Here is a 16,230-nt window from a genome sequence, read left to right as displayed (position 1 = left end):
CCGAAATTGTAGACGACACGGAGCTGGTGCCCGCTACTCAGGATGAGCGTACCATTCCCGGAATGCATGATTTGTCTCCGCCTGGCGGAGCCAAAACGCCCCGCTGCGGTCATTCCCAAACGTCGGCATGGAGACAACTGCAGAGTGAGTAACTGCCCATTCTCACCGGTTGTCTATGTCATTTGATGCGTCGCAGTGGGGCGCTCCTCAGATGTGTCGTCCGACGCGCCACTCAGCTCCTGGATGCGGCTGACCGCGACATCATACTTCGCCTGCGTGGTGATCTGCATGGCCACCTCGGGTAATTGCAGGCCGCTCGCATTAGCCCCACCCATTGTGCCAGTCTGGTCTGCGGCGACCCGCTCCCTGACATGCTCAACGCAGCCTCCTGGCCCCATGAACTCGAGGTAGGGCTCCAGGGCTCGGCGGATGTCTGGCAGTGCAGCGTCTCTGCTTTTTCTCCGAGATCGCGCCATGGCGGGCGTCACCGCCCCCCACTGGCCTGCGCCAATGATGGGGCTCAGCTTGATCGAGGGCGGCAAGGCGGACATGCTGCGGGCCAAGCCGGCGGCGATCGAGCGCCGCCGCAGGATTTGCGGTGACGATGTGTAATCTCTACAGCCACACCCGCAACGTCGCGGCGATGCGCAAGCTGTTCGCGAAGTTCGACGTAGCGGCGCAGGTGGTGCCGCAGCCGGGCATCGTCCCCGACTACACTGCTCCGGTGATCCGCAATCCGGCGGGAGGTGGCGTCCCTGAGCTTGCCATGGCGCGCTGGGGCATGCCGTCCCCGTTCTTCGTCATCGAGAAGGCGGCAAAGCAGCGGGCGGACAAATTCGCCGCGAAGGGCAAAGCCGTCGATATGACCGAGTTGATCCGCATGGAGCCGAGCGCGGGCAACACGAATATCCGCGATACGAAATACTCGCACTGGCAGAAGTTCCTGGGAGTTGAGAATCGCTGCCTGGTGCCATTCACTTCCTTCTCGGAGTTCAACAAGGATGCCGGCGGCGACATCTGGTTCGCCTTCGGAGAGGAGCGCCCAACCGCATTCTTCGCCGGGGTGTGGACGCCGAATTGGCGGAGTGTGCGCAAGGTCAAGGAGGGGGAGGTTACAGCCGACCTCTATGCCTTCCTCACCACCGATCCGAATGCCGAGCTGAGGGCGATCCATCCCACGGCAATGCCCGTCATCCTGACGACGCCGGAGGAATGCGAGACCTGGATGACCGCGCCATGGGAGCGAGCGTTTTCGCTTCAGCGTCCGCTCCCTGACCGATCGCTGGCTATCGTGGCCCGAGGTGTCAAAAAAGATGGCGAAAGCCCGGAACCAGAGTTACCGAAGCAAGTATTCTTGCTCTGAAAGCACTGGGGGCGCTGCTTGCCGTTGAACGAAGCCTTAAGGCAGCTACGATCCCGAGAAGCCGAGCTCGCGCGCGTTCAGCGTATCGGCCAGATCGGTGGCCTCGAAGTTGATTTGTGGGAGGGCGCGTTTCGCAACACGCGATCCCCTGAATATCTCGCAGTTCATGGTTTGCCAGCGGAGGCCGCGAACGAAACCCACGAAGAGTGGGTTGCGCGTATTCATCCCGACGACCGGGATCGGGTCGTCGACCATTTTCAACAGAGTGTCCGAAGCCCCGCGACCGACTACGAGGCGGAATATCGGATCATCCGTCCCTCAGATGGGGAAGTGCGTTGGATACTTGCCAAGGCAGAAATCCAACGGGATGAACTCGGACGGCCCCTAAAGCTGGTGGGGGCTCATATCGACATCACCGCCCGACGTCAGGCTGAAGAGCAGCGAGAACTGATTGCTCGCGAATTGCAGCACCGCATCTCGAACGTTTTCACTGTGATCGGCAGTCTGATCACAATGTCAGCTCGGGCGGAGCCTAGCGCCCGGAAATTTGCTGCTGACATCGTTGCACGAATTGGAGCTCTCTATCGAGCTCACAGCATCGTCTTGGATCGCAACGCCGATCGCCCCGCGGACCATCTCTGCGACCTTATCGCCAGGCTGATCGAGCCGTACAACGCCGAGCTGGATCAGCGAATAAGTACTCAGGGTGACAATGTCGCGGTTGGCCGCTCCTCGACAACGGCGGTTGCGCTCGTGATTCATGAGCTTGCCACCAATGCCGTCAAATATGGAGCGCTTTCGACCCCCCACGGAACAGTTCAGATTGACGCTGCTACCGCCGCCGGAACCGTGCGTTTAACGTGGCGCGAAGTCGGCGGTCCCCCGATTGGCGAAATGCCGGGACGGCGGGGCTTCGGCAGCTTGTTGGTCGACCGGGCGGCGAAATCTCAATTGGGCGCGGAGATGACGTTTGATTGGCGATCGTCAGGATTGGTGGTCACACTTGAGATCCCCATCGCTCGCTTGGAGAAATAGGCGCGATCTGCTCAAGGGGGCTCGCCCGCTAAGGCTTCGCATTCGCCGGCTGGCCTTCGTGCAATTTCTGACCTTCCGGCTGCGTCTCTTTCCCATAGTCCCGGTTCTGCTGGGAATTGGCGCCCCCCTGCGCCTCGGGGCGATTTGCTCCTGCCGGCTCGGGGATACGACCGCGCTGAGATTCCGCGGAATCAGGCTTCGCTCCGGCGCCTTCCTTGGTCGGCGGGTGAATCGTTTGGGCAATGGCGCCGCCGGCAACGGTAAGCACGGCAGCCAGCAAAATCAGTCGGCGTTTCATGAGATGCTCCAGTTATCCGGAGCAAACGCTTCCCTTCGGCCCCAGGTTCCCTAGCCTAGCTGGCGTTTCCTGAGAGGTATTCTACCCGCTCGGGATGCAGCGACCGCAAACGTCGCTCGACCATTTTCGTCGCATCGACATCATCTATCTGGACAAACGCCGAATGTTCGCGCGCACCTTGCGCCGATATCCGCGGATAATGTCGACCGGCGCCATCCCGGTCGCCGCATTCATAACCGCGGCCTGAGCGGCTGAAACCTTCTCCTTTACCATCAAGCTGGCTTCGTGCTTTCCCGCCGCGCCGCCAGTAGCGATCTTCATGCTCCTGAGCCAGATGGCCTGCTAAGCTTCGAATGTTAGCATCGACATTTCACGGAACAGCTTAAACATTGCCACCACCGCTTGTTTCGGCTTTCCGGGCCTGGCGCCACGGTCGGCGAGAAGGAGACTTTGGACTTTGGGCTGTCGGTCGTGCGCGCCGTTTCGGCGAAATATCCTTCGCCAACCGCGCCCGTACTTCCAAATTTGCCCGATAGAATGCATAGCCAATGGCGCCAGCGAGGATGACGGGCGTCGGAAGCCGGGTCGCCAAGAGAGATAGAGGGACCGCTAACTTCTCGGGAATCTCTCCCTGTTCGACGTTTCGCGCGATCCAGGCCCCCGCCAAGCCGGAAAAAGCTGCCCTGATCATTTCTGATCCTCCGCGCTGCCGGGCGTAGTTGGAACCTGCTCCGCCACGGGATCGCTCGCTGGAAAGGTATCCTTAAGCGCCCGTTCGAGCTTTTGGTCCGAGGTCAGTTCCCGCTCGTCCTTCCGTTGGGCCTTCTGCTCCTGCCGGAGACTTTCGACCGCGGGGTTGTTATCGTTCGCCATCTTTCCCTCCAACTCCTGGGTAGGCTGCGGAGGCTGAACGCGCGCAGCTCGACCTCGTTCCCCCTCTCGGCGACGTGTTCGCAAACCAAGATCTGGCGGGAGCGCCGGTTACGCTTGCATCGTTGATCGCGCGAGGAGCGAGCGAGGAGATCCGGAACCATCGAGCGAGCCGCTCGTTGCACGGCTAGCAGCACATACGGAGGCACTCATGCGAGATGGAGAAGGGAACAAGCTCTCCCTCGAAGAGGAGCAAAAGGTAAGATCAATTCAGGGAACACCGGACAAGAGTTCCCTCGACAAAGTGTCGATTGATCCGAACCGAACGAAGTTAGCATCCCCTGGGGAGCACGACGAAAAGGCTCCGTCCAAGCCGGCAACAGGCGCGGGGGAGTAGACATCAGATCGCCGCGCTAGCATGGCGGTACGTGAAGGGCGCACCGTCGAGGATTAACTAGCGCGCGAGTCAACCATCCAAGCTGATCAGCATTTGATCAGTCACGGCGTCGCGACGCTCCCACAGATGCGCAGGCGTTTGCGCGAGGATAGAGGTCGAGCGTGCGGGACAACGCCCTTGTCGAGCTGACTGGAAACGGTGCTGCCATCGCGCTTTCCAAGAACGGCGTGCACATAGACTCCCGGCAGTTCGTCAGGCTCATCGCGATTTCTGGGGTCAGAGCCGCTACTTCAACCTGCTGCTGTACGGGGCGGGATATACCCATTCCCAGTCGAAATAGCTGGGATCGGCCGGACTGAGGCACCACCGTTGGCCTTGAAGGTAGCGGTCGAGCTGTACAGCTCGACCGCTACCTGCTTCAGACAGCCTGCCGCCTCGTCACCGGCTTCTAGAATGATCGCGTAGGGATGATAGGCAATGGGACCTGAGCCGGGCGTTACTCGCTAGCGTTGCGCCTTCCCCGTGGTGCGCGTCCGATCGGGTAATGCATCGATAGCCTTGTCGGCGCCCTGGTCCCGGTGAAGCACGCCCTCGCGCAACACCTTCGTGGCAGCATCGGCCTTTTTCGTTGGGTCAGTTGGGATGGGCATTGTTTCGGGAGTCGCCGTCATCACAACGTCCTTGGGCTTCTTTCCGGCGTTCTTCGCTGTCGCCGAGAAAGTGGCGAGAGATTCAGGTTGCTTTGCCACGGCTGCCTCCTCCGCTTTGCCCAACAACCTCAATCCGCGGAGGATGTTCCCGGCGCGAAAACGCTCAACCAGACATTGTCTAGCGGGCGTTCCAAAGCTCCTCCTCCACGGCCGGAGCCGAAGAACCGACCTTCCGCACCGCGTCTTCAAGTGCAGCCTGCGACACGCCAAACTTGTCGGCCCAATACCTTACTTCGTAGTCCCTGGAGAGGTTGATAACTGAGTGATCCTGCGGGCCGCGGGGATAATCGTTCTCTGCCATCTCGGCCCCCCCTGCTGCGCAGTTCGTCCTGCCAGCCCGTCTGCCTCTGCCGGCCCTATTGATTGCCTTCTCTGGATTGCTGCGGCGAGTATCCTCCCCGCTGCAATGCCCGGCTTCTCGATCCACCGATACGCCAGATCGGCGGTCACAATGATGAGGGGGATGCTGACGATCGTCAGAACGAGCATGTTCGATGGCACAGACAACCTGAAGAGCACCCACGCGACGCCCGAGATGACCGGATAGTGACAAAGGTAAATTGAATATGATCGCCGTCCAAAATATAGCGCAGCCGGGCTCTTGAGAGTAACCGCATAGAGTTCATCCAACGCTGTCTTGTGGTGAACTGCCGTATTGGAGAGGCCAAAAAATACGACCATCCAAACCAAGACGGGACGCAATGCCTCAAACGGCAACAACACGATGGCCAGCGCGGTAGCGAATAACAGTCCTTGCGGATTGCAGAGCTTCTCTGAATAGATCAGGCGACTTAGGATACCGATTGCAAAATAGGAAGCCGCAAGGGGCAAGGCACCGGGCTGGACGGTTGAGAGGCCAAGTTTTCGTACCGCCACTTCTGAAGCCGCAACAGTAATCGCCATCGGAATAATCCATTGCCGCTTGTCACGCAGCACGAATAGGATCAATGGCGCGACCAGATAAAATTGCCATTCAAGCGATATGCTCCAAGCCGGCATGTTGAAGGCGTATTCGGAATAGCTCAGGATGTTATTTGAAATGGCGCCATGCATCATGAAAAGATGAGAGAATACATGCACCGGAAGATGAGCTCGATCGCTCGATGCGACCTCGTTCACTACTCTTGCGAATTCTGGATCGCCAAAACCCGGCGCGCTGAGGGCCGACGCAAGCAACTCGCTCGTGAAGAAACCGAAAAAGCATGTCACCACAAACAGCGGAAAGATTCGAGCAAATCTTCGAACAATATAGGGGGCATAGCCCTCCTGCTTCTCCAGAATGACATGGGTTATGACAAACCCACTTATGATAATGAAGACCAGCACGGACGGAAGACCGACGGCTCGAAGAAGCGAGCTCACGCCATTGGCGTTGAACGCCGAGATGTAGGCGAGGTGAGAAAACACGACCGACCAGGCAAGGATGCCTCGAAGTCCTTCTATAGCCACAAACATTTTGGGCCGAACGGTCAAAGGTAACCCCCGAAGGAAAGATCGATATTATTGACTTTTGATTGTCATATCAATAACATAGGTCAGATTTTGACTCGAAACAATCTTCCTTTCCTTCGCGAGACGTTCCTGGCTGAGACGAGAAAGTAGGCGAAACCTAGGCAGCACTGCTGCGCGACCATCAACGTCCCTGCTACAAACGAGTGGCAAACGAACAGGGCGAGAATTGGTTCCCTATGGAATCGATCAGTTGGTGCGGGAGTTACGAAGGTCGGGGTTCACGGGCCTCCAGCCCTTGCTCGATGCCCGAAATCGAACGCCTCTCGGAATCCTTTCTGCCTTGTCGTCGTCGCATCTGCGGGCTCAGCCAGCGACCGACCGTCGGCTAAACCTCCGTCTCCATCTCGGCCGCCAGATTCTCGTCCCGATGCTCGCCACCCATCCTGGCCGGGAAGACGTTGCGAGAACCGAAATTAGCAATGCGCCGGTCGCTCGTACGAGAAGGCCGTGGCGCACGTCCCGAAGCTTCCGCTCGTCGCGGGTCGCGTCGAAGCTTGGTTGCCGCATCCCGCCGGCGAGATATCCTCCCGCAATGCATGACGAAACCGTCATCCACAGCGCCCAAAGGGAAAATCGTCTCCGGCGCCGTCAACCTAAACTGCCCAGTTCAAACTTCCGGCGCTCCGGAAACGGACATAGCTGCCCATGGCCATCAGACAGGCGATAATCAGGCCGATTCCTTCGAGAAGCTTGGAGTTCTGTAGCCTGAGTGCTGAGGCGACAGCTTCCGCTGTGGCAGCAAAGCAGGAGGGTTCAATCAGTGGCGCGCGGGAAAACTGCGCCAGGTTGGTTTGTAACCGCCTTCGAGCGTCCGCGCTTCAGTTGCAAGCGCTCGCGGGATTCGTTGGGGGCTGGCTGCGGTGCGGCTAAAATCTTTTTAGCCGTTGGCTTTGGGGTAAGCCTAAGTGCTTGATTTATATGGTCGGAGCGAGAGGATTCGAACCTCCGACCCCTTGTCCCCCAGACAAGTGCGCTAACCGGGCTGCGCTACGCTCCGACGGCTCGGCTTATAGTGGCCGGCCGCGGCAGATGCAATGCGCTTCGCAGCAATCTTGCACGCATTGGAAGAATGGCCATTCCCGGGCGGCACCCAGCCTTGTTTCGCAGTGCAAAAATCTGGACGGCCTCCCCCATATGGGGGGTGCCGATCGAGCCCCCTGCTGCAATCATCATTGCGCGGCGCGGGAATGAACATCCATGAAACGCAGGCATCAAATGTCGCTGATCGTGCGGCGTGCCCAGATTCGCCGCGCGGCCGCCAGCAGGAAGGACGCATCCCGGCTTCAGGAGGCCGAGCGCCCGAAGCTCCGTCTGGTTTTCTCCAACGACAACATCCAGCATCTCAAGGCTACGTGCGGAGGCGAGGGATCGTCGCGCTCCCGCGAATAGGCGGCCCGATTCTCTTGCCGGCGAAGCGGCCGTTCAGCAATCAGTCATCCGCTGCCGCCTCTGATGCGACCGTCGGCGACGTCTTGTCGCTGCGCGAAAGTGAATGCAGGCGAGGTCGTGTTGAGGCTGGACTGGTTCCATTGCGAGGATTGCGGCTCGCCGGGGGTGTCGATCCCCCAGGCTCTCACCGATGCCAGCATCGTTTCATGCGCCAATTGCGGCTACAGGATAGGCACCTGGGCAGAGTATCGCCGTCATGTCGATCTGGCTCTGCGGGCGGAGCAGGCGCGCAAGACGAGCCGCGTCATCGTGGCGGACCCGATCGGATGCGGCGCAGCCGGGTTTTGAGCTGCCGCCCTTGCAGCTTGGGTCCATGCCGGCGCCCGCAGGACTATCGACGTTATCGCTGATTGCGGCCGGATTCGTACCGCGCGGCGGCTTCCGCCGGTGAGGCCGGCTTCGGCAAGGCCGCGAGCCCCCAGACGAGGCCGATCATCAGATAGAGATGCCGCCAATGGTCGGTGTCGATCTGAAGGCCCTGCAGGATCGTCACGAACAAGACCGGCCACAGCACGATCGCATGCTGCTGCCACGGCCGGCGCTGAAACACGAGGCGCCAGCCGACATAGCAGGTCGCGGCCATCAGCCCGAGCCACGCCACGCCGCCGAGCCACCCATAGGAAGCGAAGGCGTTGATGTAGACGTTGTGGGGATCCTCCGTGAAGTGCCAGCGGAAGCGCAGGGGACCGAACCCGTTCGGTGCTTCGAGCAGAAGCGAGATCGAGCGAAACTGGTTGCCGAAACGCCCGGTCACGCCCTGATCGTAGCTCTGGTCGAGGCTCGCACGGGTTTCGAAGACGTTGCGGATGTTCTCGAAGGAGAGCGCGACGGCAAGTGCGGCTGCCGCGGCCATGAAGGCGACAAGCGTCAGCAGCGCGATGCGGCTGCGCTGCGTGCCATTGGGGGCGGTCAGGAATGCGAGCCCGATCATCAGCAGCGCGGAAGCGACCAGATTGCCCCAGGCTCCGCGGGAGAAGGTCAGAAACAGCGCGAATAACGGTACGCTGATCAAGGCGAGCCCGCGGAGGAGGCCGGCCCGGCCGGTCAGGATGCGGTGCAGGACATAGAGGATCGGCAGGACGAGGTAGGGGCCCAGCACATTCGCATCCTTGAAGGTGCCGGACGCGCGTCCGTAGAGCGTGAAGAGGCTGCCCAGGCCGGCGACGTCGAAATAGCCCAGCACGCCCGCGATGCCCGCATACCAGGCAGCGAAGAGGTAGCCCTCCCAAAGGGTCTCCAGCCGGCTCGTCGCATCCTCGGCCATGATCGCCGCAAAGAAGATGCCGGTGATCATCAGATAGACGGAGACGGCGGTGAAGCGGACCGAATCGATCTCGTCCATCCATGGAATGAGCGAGAAGATGCCACCGATGTTGTAGAGGAGCAGCAGCACGGCCAGCGGCAGCAGCTTCTGCGAGAAGCGGATGCCGGCGAGGGCGAAGACGAAGAGCGTCAGCAGGAAGACGAGTTCGTAGGGCGAGGGCTCGACCAGCGCGAAGCCGCTGGAGGCGCCGAGGAGCCAGAGCGTCCCGCGCTGGATCGCCGCATATGAGATCGCGAGCCGGGGGCCCGGCGCCTCATGCGACGGGTGCTCGGCGAAGGTGCTCAATACGCGTTCTCGTTCTTGGTCAGCAGCGAGAACGGAGTCTTGAACAGGATGTAGAGGTCGAGCAGCACAGACCAGTTCTCGATGTAGTAAAGATCGTGCTCGACGCGCCGCTGGATCTTCTCGTCGGTATCCGTCTCGCCGCGCCAGCCATTGATCTGGGCCCAGCCGGTGATGCCGGGCTTCACCTTGTGCCGGGCGAAATAGCCATCGACGACCTGCTCATAGGCGCGATTGGCGGTCGAGGCGTGGATGGCATGCGGGCGCGGCCCGACCAGGGACAGGTTGCCCTTGAGGACGACATTCAGCAGCTGCGGCAGCTCGTCGATCGAGGTCTTTCGGATGAAGCGGCCGACGCGGGTCACGCGCGGATCGCCTCGCGTCACCTGCTTGGCCGCCGCATAGTCGCTTTTGTCATGGTAGAGCGAGCGGAACTTGAAGACCTCGACCATCTCGTTGTTGAAGCCATAGCGCTTCTGGCGGAAGAAAACCGGTCCCTTGGAATCGAGCTTGATGGCGATGGCTGTCGCCAGCATCACCGGCGAAAGCGCGATCAGCGCAAGCACGCCGACGACCTTGTCGAATATCCATTTGACGACGATGTCCCAGTCGGCGATCGGCCGGTCGAAGACATCCAGCACAGGCACGGTGCCGAAATAGGAGTAGGAGCGCGGCCGCAGCCTCAGCTTGGAGAGATGCGCCGACAGACGGATGTCGATCGGCAGCACCCAAAGCTTGCGCAGCATGGTCAGCAGCCGCGCCTCAGCCGAGATCGGCAGGGTGAAGATCACCAGATCGAGCTTGGTGCGGCGCGCGAACTCGACGAGGTCGTCGATCGTGCCGAGCTTGGGGTAGCCGGCGACAAGATCGGGCGAGCGTTCGTCGTTGCGGTCATCGAAGACGCCGCAGATGCGCAGGCCCGTATCCTTCTGGCTTTCCAGGGCGCGGATCAGCGCCTCGCCCGCCTCGCCGCCGCCGACGATCGCGGTGCGCCGTTCCAGCCGGCCGTTGCGGGTCAGGTGGCGCACGCCGAGCATGACGACGATCCGGCCACTCAACAAGGTGGCGGCGCCGGCGAAGTAGAAGCCGACCAACCAGCCGCGCGAGACCTGATCGCTGATCTTGAGGATGAAGAAGACCGCCATTGTGACGAGGAAGAGCATCGTCCAGCCGGTGAGAAGACGCACGGCGCTGGCGATCAGGTTGCGCAGCGCACCGATCGGGTAGAGCTGCAACGCCTGGAAGGTGCCGAGAGCTGAAACGGCGAGTGCCGGGATAGCGATTTGATAGGGGAGGGCATATTCGTGCCTGCCCGCCACGTAGAGCCAGTAGATCAGGGCCCCTGTTGCGATCACGGCGAACGCGTCGACCAGCCGGGCGACACCTTCGATCATGACGGGTGATAATGTCGGCTTGACCGGGATGGCGGCGATGCGCTCGGCAAGGGGGTGAAAGCGCCGCGTCTGGCCCGCTTCCGCCCCGCCGAACATCGTCGGCGTTGCCGAGGCGGCCGCGTCCGCCTTCATCATATCGCGGACATCGAAAGTCCCCATAGCGTCCAATCCTCAAGCCGGATCGCAGCGCCGGGCGCGGCGGTCCCGGTCGCGGTCTATCCGAAATTGCTCACGGAACGCTTAACCCGGCCGCTTCTTCTTTCGCAGGATCGGAAAGGGATCGGGCGAGACGGAGGCGTCCCTGACCTCAAAATGCCTCGTGCGACGGGGCCTCAAAAAGCATAATGCGAAAACCCGATTTTGTCGTGGCGGGCCAATGGCTTGCTCGGGGGTAAAGCTACGTAAAAATCAGCCGGATTCTCGTAAGTCGTTGTTATTGCAAGTTATCGAGAGTTGACAATCGCGATTGGCGCCGGCATATTCCTCTGCGATGAGTGTCTGAGAAGCATATATCGCCCGCTTGGGGCATGGCGTCGGGAGCGTTATTTTTCTCCTTGCGCCGATTGTCGAGGTAAAGCCTCCGCAATCGCTTCTTTTCGGAACTGTCGATTTAAAACTCTAACGATTGCTTGGCTGTCCCTGCGTCGCATCTGCGATGTTCAGCGCCGGCTTCGCCCGTGTGCAAAATGTCTTTTCACTGGTTGGTTCTGCTCGCGGCCATTGCCGTCGAGATCGTCGCGACGGCCGCGCTGAAGTCGGCCGTCTCCGCACCCTGGCTCATCGGCGCCCTGCCGCTGGTCCTGATCGGCTTTTCTTTCATCCTCCTCAGCATTGCCCTGCGCGTCATCCCGATGGCGGTGGCTTACGCCGTCTGGGAGGGGGTGGGCATCGTCGGCATCGCCGTCATCGGCCATCTCCTCTTCGGGGAACATCTCACGGCTGGCCGCGCGCTCGGCCTTGCTGCGATTCTGGCCGGCATCCTGCTCATCGAGAAGGGCGTCGGCCATGGCCGCAAGCAGGATGAGCCGCTCGCTGAGGGGAGGCTTGTGTGAATGTCTCATTCATTCAGGCTGCCCCCTTCCTCTGGCTGCTGCTGGCGGTCACTTTCGAGATCGCCGGCACCTATCTGCTGAAGCTGTCGGACGGCATGAGCCATCGCGTGGCCGGCGCCGGTGGCATCGTCTTCGTCATGGGTGCCTTTGCTGCCCTCGCTCAGGCGATCAAGGGCATGGATCTGGCTGTCGCCTATGCCGTCTGGGGCGGCGCTGGTCTTGTGATCACGGCGGTCGTCGGTGCGCTAGTCTTCGGTCAGCGCATCCGGCCCGTTGGCTGGCTCGGCATCGTGCTGGTCGTTGGCGGCGTCGCCGCGCTGAAGCTGGTCTGAGGCCGCCTCAAGTCATGCCGCGCGCGACGATAGCATCGGACCGAAAAGTGGAATCCACTTTTCGAAAATACGATGCGATAACAAATAGATAGTTCGCCGTTACCGCGTCCGATAGGACGCGCGGCGATCTATGGCGTCGCGATAGGCGGCGATGACGCCGTCGACCATGGTATGGATGCAGAAGTTCTGGCGGACATGTGCGGCCAGATCGACCGCCTGGGCCAGCCGTTCCGATTCCGGTGTTTCGAGCATCGTACGAATCGCACCGGCTAGGATTTGCGGATCGTCGGTCTTGATCAGCCGGTTGCGGTGCCGCTCTCCATAGATTTCGGCGATCCCGCCGACATCTGTCGAGATCAGCGGCTGCGCCGCGGCCGCCGCCTCGAGGATGACGTAGGGGAGGGACTCGGCGCGCGACGGGATCACCATCACATGCGCTTGCGCCAGCGCCTTGCGAATGGGGCCCGGAGGTTCGAACACGCATTGATCGGCGATGCCGCGCTGATGCGTCATCTGCCGCAGTTCGGCCTCGTCCGGCCCCGAACCGACGATCAGGAGCCGCGGCTTCAACCCATCGCGCTGACGCAGCAACTGCAGTGCGTCGATCAGTGTGTCGACGCCTTTTGCCGAGCGCAGTTCGCCGAGATACAGCAGGTCGAACTCAGCCTGCGCATGATCGATCGGCTCGAATTCGGCATCCGAGACCCCGTTCAGGACAACGCGATGGCCGGTCCGCGGCTTATGCCCGATATGCGCTTCGAAACGCCCGGCGATGAAGCGGCTTTCGAACAGGAACATGTCCGTTGCGCCCTCGAGCAGGCGTTCGACCGCCATATAGACCCCGTGCTCGCGGCTGCCGGGGTTATAATTGAAGCTGCCGCCATGCGGCGTATAGGCGGTGACATAGCGTCGTCCCGGCGAGAGAAGCGCCGGGAACCGGCCGTAGACGCCGCCTTTCGAGCCATGGCAGTGCACGATGTCGGGGGCCAATCTGCGCCGCACTGCGACGGCTGAGAGCTGCGCCTTGGCGTCGGTCACGCTCGGATAGCGAGACATCGGCACGCGCGTCACGCCAAGTGCCAACTGGCCTGACAGCTCCCGGAAGACTTCGTCGGCTCTCGGGCCGCCGGTGTTCGAGTCGCAGAAGATGCCGACCGCGTGCCCACGCTCCACCTGGCCGCGGGCCACGTCGAGGACATGCCGGAACAGTCCGCCGAGGGGCGCGCGGAAGACATGCAGAATTCGTAAGGGGCGCGTGCCGGCAGCGTCCGTCATGGCAGGAATCCGCTGTGCTTCAGAACCAGCGTTCCTTGATGACGATCGTATCTCCGGGCTGGACGGGGTACGTGATCGGCACGGTCGCGGTGACGGTCTGGCCGTCGATCTGCCGGGTGACTTCTGCCGAGGAGCGCTGTCCGCGCGGGGTGAAGCCGCCAGCGATCGCAACTGCGGTCTGCACGGTCATGCCGTTGACGAAGGGGAACTGGCCCGAGGTGGTGACTTCGCCCAGCACGAAGAAGGGGCGATAGGTGTCGACCTCGACCGAGACCTTGGGTTCGCGCAGATAGCCGCCACGCAGCTTGGCCTCGATCGCCTGAGCGAGCTGCTGGGTGGTGCGGCCCTGCGCTTCGACGGTGTTGATCAGCGGCATGGAAATCCGGCCCGAACCGTCGACCGCATAGATGTTCGACAGATTGTCCTGCCCGAAGACGATAATGCGCAGCCTGTCGCCGCTGGCGAGCCTGTAGGGACCCGCCGGCTCGGCAAGTGTATAGTCCGACGCCACATATTGGGGCGCGCATGCGCCCGCCAGCATGGCGGCGGCCAAAGCGAGAGAGGCGAGGCGTCGACTCATCACAAGGCTATCCGTGCAGAATACGCCCGAGCTTTAGGCGCCATATGGTTAAAAAAGGCTTCCCGGCGGCCTGCGTTAAGCGGCGGAAGGCCGTCTTAACCGGGCAATAACCTTACTGAGGCTTCAATGACGCCCGCGTCCCTGTCCGGGATGCGTGAGTATTGCGTTCAGAGGTGTGTCATGACCGCTCAGGCAGGGATTGAAGCGCGCAGCGTCGGCGATGGCCGGGGCGACATGCTCGACCTCTCCGCGTTGTGGGCCGCGATCAAGCGGCGCAAGCTCTGGATCATTGGGCCGACGGTTGCGGCGCTCGGCCTGTCGTTCCTTGCGGTCAACGTCGTGACGCCGCGCTATACGGGCGAGGCGCGGCTGCTGCTGGAAAGCCGCGGCACGTTCTACGCATTGCCGGGCCAGTCGCTGCCGGACACCTCCGGTCAATTCGACGCCGAGGCGGTGCAGAGCCAGGTCCAGGTCATCATGTCGCGCGATCTGGCGCGCGAGGCGATCAAGCGCATCGGTCTCGTCGGGAACCCCGAGTTCGATTCCGGCGTCGGTGCGCTGAGCAGCGTGCGCAAGCTGGCGGTCATGATTGGGTTGGGGGGGCACCCAGCCGATCGCTCGCCGGAGGATCGCGTCCTCGAAAAGTATTACGACCGGTTGCTGGTCTTCCCCGTCGGCCGTTCACGGATCGTGGCGATCGAATTCACCTCGGTCGACCCGGCCCTTGCGGCGAAGGCGGCGAACACCATCGCCGAGACCTATCTTGAGTTCCAGGAGGCGGCGAAGCAGGAGAATGCCCGCAGCGCCTCGAACTGGCTTTCGACCACGATCGAGCCGCTGCGCAAGCGCGTCGCCGAGGCCGAGGCGAAAGTCGAGGATTTCCGTTCCAAAAACGGCCTTCTGGTCGGCTCCAACAACACGACCATCACCTCGCAGCAGCTCACCGATCTTTCGAGCCAGCTTTCGGCCGCCCGCAGCCAGCAGACCGAGGCGCAGGCCAAGGCCGGCCTGATCCGCGATGCGATCAAGCAGGGGCGAACCTTCGAAATCCCCGATGTCGCGAACAATGACCTCGTCCGCCGCCTGATCGAGCAGCGGGTCAATCTGCGCGCGCAGATCGCGGCTGAGTCGCGCAGTCTCCTGCCCGAGCACCCGCGGATCAAGGAGCTCAACGCCCAGCTTCAAGACCTAGAAGGGCAGCTGCGCGCCGCAGCCGAGCGGACCGTGCGCACCCTGGAGAACGAAGCCAAGATCGCGGGCCAGCGCGTCGAGAGCTTCCAGGCGGCGCTCGACGGACAGAAGAAGAATGTGTCGTCCGCCAATGACAGCGAGGTGCAACTGCGGGCATTGGAGCGCGAGGCACGCACCCTGCGCGATCAGCTCGAGCAATATATGCAGCGCTATCGCGAGGCGGTGGCGCGGGATACGCTGAATGCCACGCCGGCGGATGCCCGCATCATCTCGCGCGCCGTCGAGCCGACCGAGCCGTCCTTCCCGAAGAAGGTTCCCGTCATATTGGTTGCCACGCTCGCGACCTTCCTGGTCGCGCTGGCGACGATCGTCACGCGTGAGTTGCTCGACGGCCAGGGCCGGCCGCTGCCGGACTCTCCGCGCCGGCCGCGCTGGGTCGCAGCCGGCACGAACGAAGACGAGGCGGAGCAGGCAAGGCCTGCGCCGCAAGAGCCTCGCCACGAGCGGGTTGCCGGCTTGCTGACCCATGCCGGGCGCCTGGGTCAGTTGCGGCTCGACCTCGACCGGCCGGAGCGGGTGCTCGCGGAGATCGCCGAGCGGACGCAGGAGGCGCCGCGCGGCATGGCCCCGATGATGCTCGTGCTCGATGGCGGCGGAGAGGGGGCTGCCAATGCGCGTGACCTCGCCAAGCTGCTGGCGCAGCGCTGCCGCTGCATTCTTATCGACCTGGCGGCGGATGATGAGCACGACGAGCCCGGCTTCTCCGAGCTCCTTGCAGGCGAGGCGCTGTTCTCCGACATCATCATGCGCGCTCCCGGCTCGCGCCTGCACAGCATCGGGCCCGGCCGTGCCGGCCGTGCCGCCGTGCTGGCGGCGCCCGATCTCGTCGACGTGGCACTCGATGCGCTCTGCGAAACCTATGACTGGGTGCTGGTCGCCGCGGCTTCCAGCGACGATGGCGCCATGCTGAGCCCCGTCGCCCGCCGCGCCCAGGGCGGGCTGGTGATGAGCGGCCAGTTCGGCAATGGCCACGCCCTCGAAGCGGCCTATCGCCTGAGCGAGCTCACCGAGGCGCCGGTCACGCTTGTCCTCGATGCCGAAGGCGGCGTTCCCGCGGTCTCGTCGCCGCGCACCGAGGTGTCGGCCGGGGCATGATCGCCTCGGCG

General features: G+C 62.3%; 18 protein-coding genes and 1 tRNA gene. 8 read left to right on the top strand and 11 right to left on the bottom strand.

What is annotated here, in order from left to right; translation table 11 throughout:
- Positions 1-474: 474 nt before the first annotated feature.
- From AC1DDA_RS02445 to AC1DDA_RS02435, 3 genes are read left to right on the top strand one after another with little or no spacing between them, the layout of a single operon-like run.
- Complete coding sequence (locus AC1DDA_RS02445) at positions 475-612, top strand: hypothetical protein (RefSeq protein ID WP_476794489.1); 138 nt, start codon at positions 475-477, stop codon at positions 610-612.
- Positions 605-1,363, top strand: a complete 759-nt coding sequence (locus tag AC1DDA_RS02440; RefSeq protein ID WP_476794488.1) for an SOS response-associated peptidase family protein — start codon at positions 605-607, stop codon at positions 1,361-1,363. The genes AC1DDA_RS02445 and AC1DDA_RS02440 overlap by 8 nt, the downstream gene beginning before the upstream one ends.
- Positions 1,364-1,381: 18 nt before the next feature.
- Complete coding sequence (locus AC1DDA_RS02435; protein WP_476794487.1) at positions 1,382-2,398, top strand: sensor histidine kinase; 1,017 nt, start codon at positions 1,382-1,384, stop codon at positions 2,396-2,398.
- Between the two features lie 28 nt (positions 2,399-2,426).
- Here the strand turns inward: AC1DDA_RS02435 and AC1DDA_RS02430 are convergent, their stop codons facing one another.
- The 7 genes from AC1DDA_RS02430 to AC1DDA_RS02400 form a co-directional block, all read right to left on the bottom strand.
- Positions 2,427-2,696: a hypothetical protein gene (locus tag AC1DDA_RS02430; RefSeq protein WP_476794486.1), complete on the bottom strand. Its 270-nt coding sequence runs from the start codon at positions 2,694-2,696 to the stop codon at positions 2,427-2,429.
- 144 nt (positions 2,697-2,840) lie between these two features.
- On the bottom strand, positions 2,841-3,017 hold the full coding sequence (locus tag AC1DDA_RS02425; RefSeq protein ID WP_476794485.1) for a hypothetical protein: 177 nt from the start codon (positions 3,015-3,017) through the stop codon (positions 2,841-2,843).
- A 366-nt stretch (positions 3,018-3,383) separates the two neighbouring features.
- Positions 3,384-3,569 (bottom strand): hypothetical protein, encoded by a 186-nt coding sequence (locus tag AC1DDA_RS02420; protein ID WP_476780620.1) that lies wholly within the window; start codon positions 3,567-3,569, stop codon positions 3,384-3,386.
- Between the two features lie 897 nt (positions 3,570-4,466).
- Positions 4,467-4,712: a hypothetical protein gene (locus AC1DDA_RS02415; RefSeq protein WP_476794484.1), complete on the bottom strand. Its 246-nt coding sequence runs from the start codon at positions 4,710-4,712 to the stop codon at positions 4,467-4,469.
- 79 nt (positions 4,713-4,791) lie between these two features.
- The gene (locus AC1DDA_RS02410; protein ID WP_476794483.1) at positions 4,792-4,974 is read right to left on the bottom strand and encodes a DUF3606 domain-containing protein; all 183 of its coding nucleotides are present in this window, start codon (positions 4,972-4,974) and stop codon (positions 4,792-4,794) included.
- A complete protein-coding gene (locus tag AC1DDA_RS02405; protein ID WP_476794482.1) occupies positions 4,902-6,146 on the bottom strand; it encodes an acyltransferase family protein in 1,245 nt (414 codons plus the stop codon). The genes AC1DDA_RS02410 and AC1DDA_RS02405 overlap by 73 nt, the downstream gene beginning before the upstream one ends.
- Before the next feature lie 958 nt (positions 6,147-7,104).
- Positions 7,105-7,182 (bottom strand) — tRNA-Pro (locus AC1DDA_RS02400).
- Between the two features lie 218 nt (positions 7,183-7,400).
- Between AC1DDA_RS02400 and AC1DDA_RS02395 the strand changes: the two genes are divergently transcribed.
- Both AC1DDA_RS02395 and AC1DDA_RS02390 read left to right on the top strand, forming a co-directional pair.
- Entirely contained in the window at positions 7,401-7,574 is a 174-nt protein-coding gene (locus AC1DDA_RS02395; RefSeq protein WP_441511201.1) for a hypothetical protein, read from the top strand.
- Between the two features lie 117 nt (positions 7,575-7,691).
- Positions 7,692-7,922, top strand: a complete 231-nt coding sequence (locus AC1DDA_RS02390) for a hypothetical protein (RefSeq protein WP_476794481.1) — start codon at positions 7,692-7,694, stop codon at positions 7,920-7,922.
- A gap of 52 nt (positions 7,923-7,974) precedes the next feature.
- On the opposite strand, the gene AC1DDA_RS02385 is transcribed toward AC1DDA_RS02390, so the two are convergent.
- Positions 7,975-9,243 carry an O-antigen ligase family protein gene (locus tag AC1DDA_RS02385; RefSeq protein WP_476794480.1) on the bottom strand — a complete coding sequence of 423 codons (1,269 nt, stop codon included), beginning with the start codon at positions 9,241-9,243 and terminating at the stop codon, positions 7,975-7,977.
- Complete coding sequence (locus tag AC1DDA_RS02380; RefSeq protein ID WP_476794479.1) at positions 9,240-10,793, bottom strand: undecaprenyl-phosphate glucose phosphotransferase; 1,554 nt, start codon at positions 10,791-10,793, stop codon at positions 9,240-9,242. Before AC1DDA_RS02380 ends, AC1DDA_RS02385 begins: the two co-directional genes overlap by 4 nt.
- Before the next feature lie 527 nt (positions 10,794-11,320).
- Here AC1DDA_RS02380 and AC1DDA_RS02375 point away from each other — a divergent pair.
- Both AC1DDA_RS02375 and AC1DDA_RS02370 read left to right on the top strand, forming a co-directional pair.
- On the top strand, positions 11,321-11,686 hold the full coding sequence (locus tag AC1DDA_RS02375) for a DMT family transporter (protein ID WP_476794478.1): 366 nt from the start codon (positions 11,321-11,323) through the stop codon (positions 11,684-11,686).
- Complete coding sequence (locus AC1DDA_RS02370; protein WP_476794477.1) at positions 11,683-12,018, top strand: SMR family transporter; 336 nt, start codon at positions 11,683-11,685, stop codon at positions 12,016-12,018. The genes AC1DDA_RS02375 and AC1DDA_RS02370 overlap by 4 nt, the downstream gene beginning before the upstream one ends.
- A gap of 99 nt (positions 12,019-12,117) precedes the next feature.
- Here the strand turns inward: AC1DDA_RS02370 and AC1DDA_RS02365 are convergent, their stop codons facing one another.
- Complete coding sequence (locus AC1DDA_RS02365; protein ID WP_476794476.1) at positions 12,118-13,293, bottom strand: glycosyltransferase; 1,176 nt, start codon at positions 13,291-13,293, stop codon at positions 12,118-12,120.
- A gap of 19 nt (positions 13,294-13,312) precedes the next feature.
- Positions 13,313-13,873 (bottom strand): polysaccharide biosynthesis/export family protein, encoded by a 561-nt coding sequence (locus AC1DDA_RS02360; RefSeq protein ID WP_441511208.1) that lies wholly within the window; start codon positions 13,871-13,873, stop codon positions 13,313-13,315.
- Between the two features lie 180 nt (positions 13,874-14,053).
- On the opposite strand from AC1DDA_RS02360, the gene AC1DDA_RS02355 reads away from it, so the two are divergent.
- The gene (locus tag AC1DDA_RS02355; protein ID WP_476794475.1) at positions 14,054-16,219 is read left to right on the top strand and encodes a GumC family protein; all 2,166 of its coding nucleotides are present in this window, start codon (positions 14,054-14,056) and stop codon (positions 16,217-16,219) included.
- The last annotated feature ends 11 nt before the right edge of the window (positions 16,220-16,230 follow it).

The sequence above is a fragment of the Allobosea sp. 10N428 genome, from assembly GCF_056394545.1.
This window is presented reverse-complemented; position numbering and strand designations above follow the sequence as displayed.

Excerpts from the sequence above, each read along its gene's own strand:
- AC1DDA_RS02445 (WP_476794489.1), top strand. The coding sequence starts at position 475 with ATGGCGGGCGTCACCGCCCCCCACTGGCCTGCGCCAATGATGGGGCTC.
- AC1DDA_RS02440 (WP_476794488.1), top strand. The coding sequence starts at position 605 with ATGTGTAATCTCTACAGCCACACCCGCAACGTCGCGGCGATGCGCAAG.
- AC1DDA_RS02430 (WP_476794486.1), bottom strand. The coding sequence starts at position 2,696 with ATGAAACGCCGACTGATTTTGCTGGCTGCCGTGCTTACCGTTGCCGGC.
- AC1DDA_RS02425 (WP_476794485.1), bottom strand. The coding sequence starts at position 3,017 with ATGAAGATCGCTACTGGCGGCGCGGCGGGAAAGCACGAAGCCAGCTTG.
- AC1DDA_RS02420 (WP_476780620.1), bottom strand. The coding sequence starts at position 3,569 with ATGGCGAACGATAACAACCCCGCGGTCGAAAGTCTCCGGCAGGAGCAG.
- AC1DDA_RS02410 (WP_476794483.1), bottom strand. The coding sequence starts at position 4,974 with ATGGCAGAGAACGATTATCCCCGCGGCCCGCAGGATCACTCAGTTATC.
- AC1DDA_RS02395 (WP_441511201.1), top strand. The coding sequence starts at position 7,401 with ATGTCGCTGATCGTGCGGCGTGCCCAGATTCGCCGCGCGGCCGCCAGC.
- AC1DDA_RS02380 (WP_476794479.1), bottom strand. The coding sequence starts at position 10,793 with ATGGGGACTTTCGATGTCCGCGATATGATGAAGGCGGACGCGGCCGCC.
- AC1DDA_RS02375 (WP_476794478.1), top strand. The coding sequence starts at position 11,321 with ATGTCTTTTCACTGGTTGGTTCTGCTCGCGGCCATTGCCGTCGAGATC.
- AC1DDA_RS02365 (WP_476794476.1), bottom strand. The coding sequence starts at position 13,293 with ATGACGGACGCTGCCGGCACGCGCCCCTTACGAATTCTGCATGTCTTC.
- AC1DDA_RS02360 (WP_441511208.1), bottom strand. The coding sequence starts at position 13,873 with ATGAGTCGACGCCTCGCCTCTCTCGCTTTGGCCGCCGCCATGCTGGCG.
- AC1DDA_RS02355 (WP_476794475.1), top strand. The coding sequence starts at position 14,054 with ATGACCGCTCAGGCAGGGATTGAAGCGCGCAGCGTCGGCGATGGCCGG.